The sequence below is a fragment of the Croceicoccus mobilis genome (assembly GCF_001661965.1).
Classification (GTDB): domain Bacteria; phylum Pseudomonadota; class Alphaproteobacteria; order Sphingomonadales; family Sphingomonadaceae; genus Croceicoccus; species Croceicoccus mobilis.
Genome location: NZ_LYWZ01000023.1, coordinates 297,023 through 309,696, shown reverse-complemented (window position 1 = coordinate 309,696; position 12,674 = coordinate 297,023). Strand labels below are relative to the sequence as shown.

The window sequence follows — 12,674 nt, the reverse complement described above, 5'->3', positions numbered from 1 at the left end:
CAATGCTTTCGAAAAAATCGTGCGCTGCGGGCATCTAGCATGAGAGCGTTTTTCAGGCCAAGCGCGTGCCAAGACATAAGGTGAGCGTTCGGAGCATTACCGATAAAGGCCAACAATGTCGTATGAGCCTGAACTTCCTGCCACCTCAGTCGGATCTTGATCGATGAGCTTGCGTCATGCGAGAATCGGTTAGCTGAAGCGATCGTATTCTATCGACGAAAATTGCTCGAAAGCTACCTGTCTCCAACCAGGCTGATACCGTCATAATCGAAGCTGTGTTCTACAGCGGTCAAATCGCACCCCCGCAACCAGCAACTCCCTCACTCACTCCAATAATATTGCGCACCTCGCTGTTCCCGGCGTGGCTATTTGCGCTCGACTATGATGGCGCATTGGCCGTGCTGGGCGGCGCGGCGCGAGGAAGTCGCTTGAAATTACATCTCTAGACTAGGCAGCACTCATCAAACGAGGGACGAGCTCTATGCCAAATCTCCTGAGGGCGGACCGTTGTGCTTAACCAATTGATCGGTTTCCACTCCCGGAGAAGACATATCGGTTCGCTTTCGATTGTCCGGACTTTGATCGAGCCGGAAGGGTTCGGCCGCGTTTGTCTTCCATGTGAGAGGTGCGGGGCCAGAGCGGCGCTAGGCTGACACCGTGCCATCGCGCGTGGTGGCACCAGGCAGACGCCGTGTATGCCGCGCTTCTGAATTTTGACGGTGCGCACACCGCAGGATGGAGAGAGAGCATGACCTATAAAAGCCCCCCCGAAGCTGGAGAAACATTACGACCGTCTGGCGGGCAAGACCGTGCTCATCACCGGTGCGTCGAGCGGTATCGGTGCGGCTCGGTTGTTTGCAGCAGAAGGAGCCAAGGTAGTCGCTGCGGCGCGAAGGCGCGAAAAGCTGGACGAGTTGATCGAAGAGCTGCGTTCGCAGGATCTGGACGCAAGCGCGGTCGCCTGCGATGTCACCGACGCTGCATCGGTCGCCGAGGCAGTGGCGAAGACGCGCGAGATTTATGGCACGATCGATCTGGCGTTCAACAACGCCGGGGGCAGCGCCGGTGGAAGCCCGCTGCACGAGGTGGAGCCTGTGGCGGTCGATGGCGGACTGGTCACGCCCGTGGTGCGCGATGTTGCGGCCAGATCGCTGACGGCGATCGCGGCAGAGGCGAAGATACAGGCCGAGAAAGCGCGCAAAGGCAGGCTTGCCCCCGAAGACTATTCGGGCGGCACGGTTTCCCTGTTTAACCTCGGCATGTCCGGCATTGACGGGATGGTGCCGGTGATCAATCCGCCGCAGGCCTTGATCATGGGCGTCGCCGCCAGCTTCGACCATCGCGCCATCGACGGGGGGCTGGCCGCCCGGTTCATGACAGAGTTCAAGGCGCTGGTCGAAAACCCGATGACCATCCTCGCCTGAAAAGCGCGAACGGGCGCGGGGCAGCGCCGGTGCGGTTGAGCTAATGCGTGCTGCACGCAAAGCGCAGGCGGGTGCGGAACGCTATCGCATGCCCGGCAAAACCCGCTAAACCCGGTGCCCATGAATACATCTGAAAAGTCGAACCCCGAACCGCATGGCGCCGCGTCCAAAGCCATTTTTGATGGGGATATCAGCCCGCGCAAGCGGGAGATTCTCGAAATCGCGGCGCAGCTATTCGCGCTCAAGGGATATCGGGGCACGTCGCTCCGCGATATCGGGGCGAAGGCCGGTGTCTTTGGCGGTTCGCTCTATCATCACATCAAATCGAAGGATGCGCTGTTCCTCGAACTGCACAATGCCGCGCTTGGCGCTGCGCAGGTGCGGATCGAAGAAGCTGTCGGCGCAGCCGAGGGGGCATGGCAAAGACTTGAGGCGGCCTGCGCGACCATGCTGGAAATCCAGCTGGCGCCCGATTCCCTGACGATGCCGCTGATGAACGATTTTCGCGAAGTGCCTGACGAGATCCGCAGCGCGCTGATCGCGCGCCGCGACGCGTTCGAGGATGTGTTCCGATCGCTGGTCGACGACTTGCCATTGCCGGCCGAGTTTGATCGCTCGGTCTATCGCAACCTTCTGCTTTCCCAATTGAATTCCGCCAGCGACTGGTTCCGCCCCGGCAGGCTGGAACCGGCGGAAATCGCCGCCCAGATCGTCGGCATCTTCCGGCACGAGTGACGCAGGCCAAGTGGCAATACACCTGCATGGCTGCAGTGGCATATTGATTGTAACAGTCGTTTGGTGTAGCTGCTTCGGCCGCTGGTCCGGAGAGAGTGCATGATCGAATATACGCCGCCCGTTGAAGATTATCGTTTCCTGCTGAACGACGTTCTCGATTTCGAGGCGGCCATGGCGGATATGGGCAAGGACATTGACGCAGATCTTGCCGCCGCCGTGCTGGAAGAAGCGGGCAAGCTGTGCGCGCAAACGCTTGCCCCCATCAACCGCGAAGGCGACGAGGAGGGCAGCCGCCTGGTCGATGGCGCGGTGCGGACGCCGCCGGGATTTGCCGATGCCTACCGCGAATTCGTGGCAGGCGGCTGGGCGGCGCTTTCAGGCGATCCCGAATGGGGCGGGCAGGGCCTGCCGTTCATCCTGCAGCTTTGGCTTGACGAGATGATGTCGGCGGCGAACCTGTCCTTCGGCCTGTTCCCCGGATTGACGCGCGGCGCAGCCGAAGCGATCGCCGACCACGCGACCGAGGAATTGAAGGCGACCTATCTTCCCCGGATGGTGAGCGGCGAATGGACCGGCGCCATGGCGCTGACCGAAAGCGGTGCGGGGACCGATCTTGCCCTGCTCAAGACCAAGGCGGTCGATGCGGGCGACGGCAGCTTTGCCGTGACCGGGCAAAAGATATTCATCTCCTCGGGCGATCATGATTTTGGCGGCAATATCGTCCACCTCGTGCTGGCGCGGCTTCCCGATGCGCCGGCGGGGGTGAAGGGGATCAGCCTGTTCTTGGTGCCCAAGTTCCTGCCCGATGCCGATGGCGAATTCACGATCCGCAACACCATGTCGGTCGGCGCGCTGGAAAAGAAGATGGGCATTCACGCGCAGCCCACCTGCGTGATGAATTACGATGAAGCCACCGGATGGCTGGTGGGCGAACCGCATCGCGGGCTGGCGGCAATGTTCACGATGATGAACGCCGAACGGCTGATGGTCGGCATCCAGGGGCTGGGCATTGCGGGGGCCGCGTATCAGCAGGCCGCCGCCTATGCGCGCGAACGGCTTCAGGGGCGTAGCGCCGATGGCGCGCGCAGCCCGGTTGCGATCATCGAACATGCCGATGTTCGCCGCATGTTGCTGAACGTGCGCGCCTTTGTCGAAGCGGGCCGCGCTCTGGCTGGCTGGACCGCGTTGCAGCTTGATCGCGCGCATGGCCATGCCGATCCGCAGGAAAGGGCAAAGGCCGACGGTCTGGTCGCGCTGCTGACCCCGGTCGTCAAGGCGGCCTTTACCGATTTCGGATTCGAAGGCGCGGTCGAGGCCCAGCAGGTTTTTGGCGGGCACGGCTACATCCGCGAATGGGGTATGGAGCAATATGTCCGCGATGCGCGGATCGCCCAGATCTATGAAGGGACCAATGGCGTGCAGGCCATGGACCTCGTCGGACGCAAGCTTTCGATGGCAGGCGGCAAGGTGGCCGAGGAGTTCTTCGATCTCATCGCTGCCGATCTTGAGGCGGATGCGCAGACCGATGCTGCCGCACCGGTCGCGCAGCGCACGGCAACGGCGCTGGGCCTTCTTCGTGAAGCGACCGCCGGATTGCAGGGCGCAGAGGTCAATGCGCTGGGCGCTGCCGCACATGATTACCTGCGGCTGTTCGCGCTCGTATCCTTTGGCTGGATGTGGACGCGCATGGCCGCAGCCGCTGCTGGCGGCGATACGCTTTTCCATAAATCGAAAGTCGAGATGGCACATTACTTCGCGACCCGCGTCCTGCCGCAGACGGAGGGTCTGGCTGCCAGCATTTCCGAAGGGGAAGGGCCGATCATGGCGATGGACGCCGAGGCGTTCTGAACCGAGGCGAAATCAGGGGCGATCGCGGCAGCTTCGCGACCGCCCTATCTCGCGAAAACGATCGAACGCGATCCGCCATGCAGGCAAATTCCGCCAATCCGCGGGCTGGCTGAAGTTGCCTGAAACGGCCACCTCGACCAGCCTTCGGGCAGTTTCCGATTAGGCGATATCGCCCTTGACCAGCGCAGAGCGCCGCCCCGCTCGTTCAATCAATTGTGCCGTATCCTTCGCGCCGGCATTGTCGCTTAGACAGCCGTTCACGACATCTGGGCCCTCGCGCGGCGCTGATTGCGGACTGAGGCGGGTCCGGAGCAATTGCCCGTCGCGATTGCAGGGCGAGGCCCTGATGCAGACTGACACGCGATCGCCCTTGCCCACCGCCGTGTGCGGCCTTATCGCAGTTGCGGTAAGATTTTCGCGCCGCCGCGTGTCCCCCCGCCATATGCAGAGCTTTATGCCGCTGTCCCTTCCAGATCGCGCGAACTTCAGCCTTGATAGGGTAAAGGCGCAATTCGGCCAGCGCGGGGCCGGGATCGTGCTCGCGCTGGCGATAGAGGCGCTGTTCATCCTCGCAGTGCTGACATTGGGTGCGCCGATGCTGCCCGGATCGCCCGAGCCCGAAAGCCTGACCAGCGTCAATATCAAAGCCGCGCCGCAACCGAGCGAACCCGAACTGGAACCGGCGCAATCCGAACCCGAACCCGCTTCACAGCCGCCGCCCAGCCCCAAGCCGACCGAGCCGAAGGTGGAGGACCTGCCGCCGCCGATCCCGATAAAGCCGATCGTGCCAAAGGCCGCTCCCCCCGCTCCATCGCCGCCACCCCCTCCGCCCCCTCCCGCGCCCAAGCCGCCGCAGGCGGAGATGGGGCCGATGATGGGGCCGCCCGTGCCGCGTTCGCGCACGCCCGATAGCCGCCGGGTCGAAGGTTCCGGCCCCAATGGCGAACCGCTATATGCCGCATCATGGTACCGCGAACCGCGCGACGGCGAACTCAGGGGCTATCTGTCGACCGCGACCGGCCCCGGCTGGGGCCTGATCGCATGCCGGACCGTGCCCGATTACCGGGTGGAGGATTGCGTTCCGATTGCCGAATATCCGGTGGGCTCGAACATCAACCGATCCATCCTTGCGGCGGCATGGCAGTTCAAGGTGCGGCCCCCGCGTATCGGTGGCCGCCCGATGGTCGGCGAATGGGTCCGGATCAGGATCGATTACGGGATGTAGGGCGCGGGGCCTGCGCTATTCCTCCAATTCGATGTCCCAATAGAGCCAGTCGCGCCAGGTTTCGTGCAAATAGTTGGGAGGAAAGCCCCGGCCCTTTTCCTGTAGCTGCCAGCTGGTCGGGCGGATCGGGGTCACATGCAGGTGCATATGCGCCTGTTTCGGCGTTCGTCCGCCCTTTTTCATATTGCAGGGTGCGCAGGCGGTGACGATGTTTTCCCAGCTGGTTTTGCCGCCCAGGCGGCGCGGGACGACATGGTCGAAAGTCAGCGTTTTGGGGCTGCCGCAATATTGACAGCAGAACCGGTCGCGCAGGAACAGGTTGAAGCGGGTAAAGGCGGGAAACTCGGACGGTTTCACGAAGTCCTTGAGGGCGATCACGCTGGGGATCTTCATATCGAGCGAGGGGGAGTGCACCTCGCGGTCATAGCTGGCGACGACATTGACCCTGTCGAGGAAGATCGCCTTGATCGCTGTCTGCCATGGCCACAGGCTTAAGGGGTAATAGGATAGCGGGGTGAAATCTGCGTTCAGCACCAGTGCCGGACAACTCGACAGCTTGCGGACGGGATCGTCCATCATGCTGGCGAGCTTGGCTCTTCGTTCGATCAGCTCCGCCCTGAACATATCCTTCGCCGCGCCTCCTTTTGAGCGAAGGGCCTTTGGACGGCCCTCCCACGGTGCGCATCGACGGTCATTGGCCACACGGCCATATTGCCAAACGCGCCGGTAACGGGCGCTGAGTGGCAGGGTTGGATGACCGCATGATGACGCATGTTAAGTGCAATTGCTGCCCAAGAGCGCCCGATCGGTCAAGATGCTGTTGTGGGCAATATCCACAATTGGTGGTGGGTTATGCGCGGTTTACCCCCATGATTTGCCCAGCCCATCCCGGATTTATCCACACAGGTTTGCACAAGGCGCAGCGGCGCGGCAGACAGGCCCGGTCATGACCGTCACCCGTTTTGCCCCCAGTCCGAATGGCCCGCTGCATCTGGGCCATGCCTATGCCGCGATCGCCGCGCATGACCGGGCGCGGCGCGATGGCGGGCGCTTTCTCCTGCGGATCGAGGATATCGACGGCGCTCGCAGCCGCGCCGAATTTGCGGAAAGCACGCTGGAGGATCTGCGCTGGCTGGGCCTGCAATGGGATGGGGAAGCGATAAGGCAATCGGATCGCATCGCCGCCCATGCCGACGCGCTGGATCGGTTGAAGCGCGAACGTCTCGTCTATCCCTGCCGCTGCACCCGGGCCGAAATCGCGGCGGCGGCTACGCGCACCGGGCCGGACGGGCCGGTCTATCCCGGCACCTGCCGGGGTCGTCACGGCGCGGTGGACGGGCCGGTCGCATGGCGGCTCGACATGGCAGAGGCGGTCTATCGCGCAGGCCCGCTGGTGTGGGAGGACGAGGTGCACGGGCTTCAGGTCGCCGCGCCCGAGGCGTTCGGCGATGTCGTGCTGGGGCGCAAGGATGCGCCGGGCAGCTATCACCTTGCCGTGACGCTGGATGATGCCGCCGATGGCATCAGCTGCGTCACGCGCGGCATGGACCTGTTCGCCTCCACCCATGTGCACCGGCTCTTGCAGGAACTGCTCGGCCTGCCGGTGCCGGTCTGGCACCATCACCCGCTGCTGCTTGAAAGCGATGGGCGCAAGCTGGCGAAACGGCGCGGTTCGCCTTCGCTGGCAGACATGCGGCTGGCGGGAGAGGACGGACTGGCGCTGGCCGATGCGCTCAGGGCAGGGCGGCTTCCCGATGGCCTTCATCTGGGCGTGGAAGGCGAAGGGGCAGGGGACTCGCTTTCAGACGCGGACATGCCTATCTAGAGGGCATGTACACGGTTCTCATTCTCGTCATCATCGGCCTTGCCATCATGGTCGTCGTCTCGCTCGTGCGCGGCATTGTCGCTTTCATGCAAACGACCAAGCTCGACCTTGAAGGCGGGGAAGAGCGGATCAAGGAAATGCAGCTTCGCCAGAACAAGGCGATGATGTCGCGCATCAAGTACCAGGCCGCGGCCATCGCGGTGGTCGCGCTGCTGCTGCTGATCGCGCGCTGATCCGGCCACATGGTCAAACTGAACAAGATCTACACCCGCACGGGTGACGATGGTACGACGGGCCTTGTCGACGGTTCGCGCCTTCCCAAGCACGCCGCCCGCATGGAAGCGATCGGCGCGGTGGACGAGGCAAACAGCGCCATCGGCCTTGCCATATGCGCGCTTGAAACGGGTGATACCGCCGATGCGCTGCGCCGGGTGCAGAACGATCTGTTCGACCTTGGCGCCGATCTCGCCACGCCCTTGGGCGAAGTGGGCGGGGCGGATTTCACGCCATCCGAAATGGTGCTGCGCATCGTGCCCACGCAGGTCGCATGGCTGGAAACCCAGATCGACAAGGCGACCGCGAGCCTTGAACCGCTGACCAGCTTCATCCTGCCCGGCGGCAGCGAGGCAGCGGCGCGCCTCCATGTCGCGCGCGCCAGCGTCCGCCGCGCCGAACGCGCGATGGTGGCCTTGGCCGAAGCGGACGAGGTGAACCCTGCGGCGCTGGAGCTGATCAACCGGCTTTCGGACCTGCTCTTCGTGCTGGCGCGGCTGGCCAACGATGGCGGCAAGGGCGATGTGAAATGGGTGCCGGCTGCGGGGCGGTGAGTTTGGGCGGTGTCTGCTTTTGCGGTTTGTTCGGCAAAAGCGGATAGTCGGCTAACGACCGATTGCGGACGTTACACTCTTTATGCACATTCGGTGAATGCTACCTGCAAAACAAGCGATTGCGATTACGATCAGTCTTGCGCTTGCTTCATGCGACGCGAGCAAAGGGGATGCGCCCGAGGCGCCCTCATTCGATTTGCCATACGCTGATGTACCAATAGCCCCTCTTCCCCAAAATGTGCGTTTTTTTGAGCGGCCAAAAATGCTTGCAGAGATGCGGCAAGGCAAAGGGCCTGTGCCTGAGATAGTTCTTCTGGAACGCGACCCTTTGGGAATGGTCGTAGGATCAGAGTCACCGCGATTTGCGCTCTACAGCGATGGGCAGGTGATCTATCGAACCGAAGATGGCTTCCGTTCGGTCCGATTGAAGGCAGCAGAGGCACTTTCAATCAGGAATTTTCTTTCAGAAGCTGCTTCCCCAAAACTCTATGGGGAATATGTCGTCGCTGAAGCGACTGACCAACCCGAGAGTAGTCTGCTTGTGTACGGCGATCCGTCCATGTTTTTTAGTGTCTACGGTTCACTTGATGACGAGCAAGTAACTTCAAGGCTGCCGGCAGCGGTAGCCAAAGCTTTTGATACGGTAAGAATTTTCAATTCCGCGCAATCGGAACCGTGGATGCCAGCAAGGGTCGAGGTGATGATCTGGCCTTACGAGTATGCGCCCGAACCGTCGATTCATTGGAACGAGGAGTGGCCCGACTTATCTGCACCGTCGACTATCCAACGAGGAGACAGTTACAGCCTATTCTTGCCTTCCTCCGAATTAGGAGCCCTCCAGAGCTTTCTCGCTCGGAGAAACCCGAAAGGCGCCGTAGAGATTAACGGCCGCAAATGGGCTGCCTCTTACCGAATACCATTTCCACATGAACGGCTATGGATGGCGCCCAACGCCGAGGCTAGAGATCAATCAGGCGAAAATTGAACGTCCGCAATCCACCCCGTCCCGGTCATTCCCGCATAAAATCCAAACTCCCAAAACCCGCCGCAGCCACGGCAAAGCCGCGGCTGTCACGTCGAACGGCGCGCTGCGGGCTTTACGCCCTCGCGTCCGCCAGCCGCGGCATCGCCTCTGGCGAATTAGCGCTGCGCTTGCTGCGCAATGCTCGCCCTAATTCGTGGGCGATGCCTAGGAACCACCCGCGCTCCCCACCCGTTTCCTTTCCAAAGACCCCAGACAAAGGAAACACCCATGGCCAATCCCGAAAACGATCTCCCGCCCGAAACGGTGAATGAAGAGCAGGTCGACAAGGACGCGCAGGCGCAGACCGTGGCCGAGCAGGCGCGCGGACGCCGCCCCTCTGGCGCGGTGCTGGACGAGGCGAGCGAGAAGCGCGCCGACAGCGTTACTTCGGACGACGATACCGAAGACCTTGTCGATCACATGAAGCAGATGGACACCGGCGGCATCGACATGAGCGCCTATCGCGGTGAGCCGAACATGGACGACAATGAAAACAAATACGGCAAGTCCAACGTGATGGAAGACGAGCCGCAGAACTCCGACAGCTAATCGATCGCGCTGGCCGCCGATGATGCGATATCGGCGGCCTCGCTGGCGACATCAGGTGCGCTTTCCATCATCCACAGCGATATGGCCAGCGCCACCGAACCGGCGCAGACCGACCATGCGATCCAGCGCAAATGCGGCGCATCGGGGCTGTCGATGGCGTGGCCGTGCATCCGCTTCAGCGCATGACAGGCGCGGCGTTCGGCAACTATGGCCAGCACGGCAGACAGCCCGATGAAGATGGTGGCGATGACCCGCGCCAGCCAAGGCGGGTCCAGTTCTCCGAACAAGGCGCGGAAGCCGAGGCCGATGGCGATGGCGCCAAAGGCCGTGCGGATCCAGCCGGCGAATGTCCGCTCGACCGCCATGACGGTGCGGTCTTCGGCCATCTCGGTCCGGTCGAGGGCGAGTTCCTCACGGTTGTCGCCGTTGGTCTCTTCCCCGTGGCGATAGGGTTCGCAGTCTCCCATACCGGGAGAAATGCGCCAGTATCAGGCCGGTTCCTCGCCCGCCTCGGCCTTCAATTTGTAGAGCATCTCCAGCGCCTCTCGCGGGGATAGCGCATCGACATCCAGTGCGCGCAGGTTCTCGCGCAATGTGTCGCATTGCTCCTCGGCCGCCTCCACCGCTGCGGCAAACAAAGGCAATTCGCCCAGCCCCGCCGCCAGACCGCCGGTTTCGGCGCGGCCCTTTTCCAGCTTTGCGAGCACCGATTTCGCCCGCGCGATCACCGGCGCGGGCAGGCCCGCAAGTCGCGCCACCGACAGGCCATAGGAGCGATCCGCCGGCCCCTCGGCCAGTTCGTGAAGCAGGACGAGATCGCCCTTCCATTCCCGCGCCCGCACATGGTGCAGCGACAATGCCTCGCAGCTTTCGGCAAGGCGGGAGAGTTCGTGGTAATGCGTCGCGAACAGGCAGCGGCAGCGGATCGACGTGTGTACGCTTTCCGCCACGGCCCACGCCAGCGCGAGGCCGTCATAGGTGCTGGTCCCGCGCCCGACCTCGTCGAGGATGACGAAGCTGCGTTCGCTGGCTTGGCTGAGGATCGCGGCGGTCTCCACCATCTCGACCATGAAGGTCGAACGTCCGCGCGCCAGATTATCCGATGCGCCGACGCGGCTGAACAGCCGGTCGACAAGACCGATTTTCGCCGCCTCTGCCGGGACAAAGCCGCCGGCCTGCGCCATCAGGACGATCAGCGCGTTTTGCCGCAGGAACGTCGATTTGCCGCCCATGTTCGGCCCGCCGATCAGCCACAGCCGCGATTTTTCCGCCAAGGCGCAATCATTGGCGACGAACCGCTCGCCATCCTTGGCCAGCGCTGCCTCCACCACCGGATGCCGCCCGCCCTTGATGGCAAGGCCGGTGTCATCCGCAATCTCTGGCATGACCCAGCCCGCGCGTTCGCCTGCGCGCTCGGCCCAGCTGGCGCAGACGTCGATGCGGGCCAAAGCCTGCGCGGTGGCGGCGATGGCTTCGCGGGCCTTGTCGGCGGCCGCGATCAGCTCCTCGAAATGCGCTTCTTCGGCGGCGAGCGCGCGTCCGCCTGCTTCGGCGATGCGGCTGGCTTCCTCGTGCAGGGCCAATGCGTTGAAGCGGATCGCGCCCTTCATCGTCTGGCGATGGGTAAAGCCGCTATCGGGGGCCATCAGCGCATCGGCGCGCCCTGCGGGCACTTCGATGAAATAGCCCAGCACGCCATTATGCTTGATCTTCAGCGAGGCTATGCCGGTCTGCTCGCGGTACTTCGCCTCCAGCGCGGCGATGGCGCGGCGGCCGTTCTTCGAGATTTCGCGCAATTCATCGAGGGCCGCGTCATAGCCGGTGGCGACGAAACCGCCCTGCGACCGCTCGGTCGGCGGAGTCTCTACCAGCGCGCGGGTCAGCAATTCGATCAGCGCGCCATGCCCGGCAAGGCGCGGCAGCAGCGCCTCGATCAATCCGGGCACTTCCGCCCTGGCCATGAGCCGCTCGCGGATGGAGAGCGCCAGCCCCAGGCCATCGCGCAATTGCCCCAGATCGCGCGGTGATCCGCGCCCCGCGACGATCCGGCCCAGCGCGCGGCCAATATCGGGCAGGGCCCGCAGCTTGTCGCGCAGGGCTTCGCGCAGCAAGGGTTCGGCGTAGAGCCAGCCCACCGAAGCGAGCCGCGCCCGGATCGCGCCGCTGTCGCACAGCGGGGCGGAGAGGTCTTCGGCCAGAAGACGCGCTCCCGCGCCAGTGAGGCAGCGGTCGACGCAATCGATCAGGCTGCCCTTGCGTGTGCCGCCCGATGACACGAGGATTTCGAGGCTGGAACGCGTCGCCTCGTCCATGGCGAGGTGATGGCCCGCCGCCCGCGCCCGTGGCGGCAGCAGCAAAGGCAAAGTGCCGCGCCCGACATGGTCGAGATAGGCGATCAGGCCCCCCGCAGCCGCCAGCGCCGCGCGGTCGAAACTGCCGAACCCGTCCAAGGTCGCAACGCCGTGCAGTTCCTTCAGCCTCGCCTCGCCCTTTTCGCTCGCAAATTCGCGGGCCGGGCGCAGGATCGCGTCGTCGGGCAGCGGGTCCGCATCTTCGGGCGCCACGATCTCTGCCGCGCCGATCCGCGCCAATGCCGCGCCAAGCGCTTCCGGCTCCACGCTTTCCAGCGCCATTTCGCCGGTCGAGATGTCGATCGCGGCTATGCCGATAGCCCCACGCACCGGGGCCAGCGCCGCCAGCACATTGGCGCGGCGTGCTTCCAGCAGCGTGTCCTCGGTCAAGGTGCCGGCGGTCACGAAACGCACGATGTCGCGCGCGACCAGCGCCTTCGATCCTCCGCGCGCCTTGGCTTCGGCGGGCGTCTCGGTCTGTTCGGCAATGGCGACGCGGCATCCGGCGCGGATCAGGCGGGCGAGATAGCTTTCGGCGGAATGGACCGGCACGCCGCACATCGGGATCGGCTCGCCCCCGTGCACCCCCCGACTGGTGAGGGCAATGTCGAGCACTTGCGCGGCGATCTTCGCATCGTCGAAAAACAATTCGAAGAAGTCGCCCATCCGGTAGAACAACAGGCAGTCTCCGGCCTTGTCCTTCAGCTCCAGATATTGCGCCATCATCGGCGTAACGCCGCTCTTGCTCGCCGATTTTTCCGCCGTTTTCGCCATGCCGCATGCGTTAGCGAGAGTGGCTCGATTCGACCAAGAACGGGCCCGAGGCTATCCCCGGCGCGCTTCGCTTCTGCCGCCTGCGATGCACA

General features: G+C 63.6%; 12 protein-coding genes. 9 read left to right on the top strand and 3 right to left on the bottom strand.

The genetic code is table 11. From position 1 onward, the window contains the following. The first annotated feature begins 809 nt into the window (after nt 1-809). From A9D13_RS13470 to A9D13_RS13450, 4 genes are all read left to right on the top strand, one after another. The gene (locus tag A9D13_RS13470) at nt 810-1,424 is read left to right on the top strand and encodes an SDR family NAD(P)-dependent oxidoreductase (protein ID WP_172808175.1); all 615 of its coding nucleotides are present in this window, start codon (nt 810-812) and stop codon (nt 1,422-1,424) included. A 120-nt stretch (nt 1,425-1,544) separates the two neighbouring features. Next, entirely contained in the window at nt 1,545-2,159 is a 615-nt protein-coding gene (locus A9D13_RS13465) for a TetR/AcrR family transcriptional regulator (RefSeq protein ID WP_066774553.1), read from the top strand. Nucleotides 2,160-2,258: 99 nt separating this feature from the next. After that, complete coding sequence (locus A9D13_RS13460; protein WP_066774551.1) at nt 2,259-4,007, top strand: acyl-CoA dehydrogenase C-terminal domain-containing protein; 1,749 nt, start codon at nt 2,259-2,261, stop codon at nt 4,005-4,007. Between the two features lie 346 nt (nt 4,008-4,353). Next, a complete protein-coding gene (locus A9D13_RS13450) occupies nt 4,354-5,232 on the top strand; it encodes a hypothetical protein (RefSeq protein ID WP_229665448.1) in 879 nt (292 codons plus the stop codon). 15 nt (nt 5,233-5,247) lie between these two features. Here the strand turns inward: A9D13_RS13450 and A9D13_RS13445 are convergent, their stop codons facing one another. Next, entirely contained in the window at nt 5,248-5,811 is a 564-nt protein-coding gene (locus tag A9D13_RS13445) for an HNH endonuclease (protein WP_229665451.1), read from the bottom strand. A 367-nt stretch (nt 5,812-6,178) separates the two neighbouring features. On the opposite strand from A9D13_RS13445, the gene gluQRS reads away from it, so the two are divergent. The 5 genes from gluQRS to A9D13_RS13425 all read left to right on the top strand — a co-directional run bounded on the left by gluQRS (nt 6,179) and on the right by A9D13_RS13425 (nt 9,457). Next, entirely contained in the window at nt 6,179-7,057 is an 879-nt protein-coding gene (gluQRS, locus tag A9D13_RS13440) for a tRNA glutamyl-Q(34) synthetase GluQRS (protein WP_066774542.1), read from the top strand. 5 nt (nt 7,058-7,062) lie between these two features. Continuing rightward, nucleotides 7,063-7,290 (top strand): HIG1 domain-containing protein, encoded by a 228-nt coding sequence (locus A9D13_RS13435; RefSeq protein WP_066774541.1) that lies wholly within the window; start codon nt 7,063-7,065, stop codon nt 7,288-7,290. Nucleotides 7,291-7,299: 9 nt separating this feature from the next. Next, on the top strand, nt 7,300-7,884 hold the full coding sequence (locus A9D13_RS13430) for a cob(I)yrinic acid a,c-diamide adenosyltransferase (RefSeq protein ID WP_066774539.1): 585 nt from the start codon (nt 7,300-7,302) through the stop codon (nt 7,882-7,884). Nucleotides 7,885-7,981: 97 nt separating this feature from the next. Continuing rightward, entirely contained in the window at nt 7,982-8,869 is an 888-nt protein-coding gene (locus A9D13_RS20565; protein WP_156522064.1) for a hypothetical protein, read from the top strand. Nucleotides 8,870-9,136: 267 nt separating this feature from the next. Next, nucleotides 9,137-9,457 (top strand): hypothetical protein, encoded by a 321-nt coding sequence (locus A9D13_RS13425; RefSeq protein WP_066774537.1) that lies wholly within the window; start codon nt 9,137-9,139, stop codon nt 9,455-9,457. Here the strand turns inward: A9D13_RS13425 and A9D13_RS13420 are convergent. Together A9D13_RS13420 and mutS are read right to left on the bottom strand one after the other, a co-directional pair. After that, a complete protein-coding gene (locus A9D13_RS13420; protein ID WP_066774535.1) occupies nt 9,454-9,924 on the bottom strand; it encodes a YidH family protein in 471 nt (156 codons plus the stop codon). The two genes, A9D13_RS13425 and A9D13_RS13420, sit on opposite strands and share 4 nt — an antisense overlap. Before the next feature lie 21 nt (nt 9,925-9,945). Further along, on the bottom strand, nt 9,946-12,582 hold the full coding sequence (gene mutS, locus A9D13_RS13415) for a DNA mismatch repair protein MutS (protein ID WP_483294806.1): 2,637 nt from the start codon (nt 12,580-12,582) through the stop codon (nt 9,946-9,948). Nucleotides 12,583-12,674 lie beyond the last annotated feature (92 nt).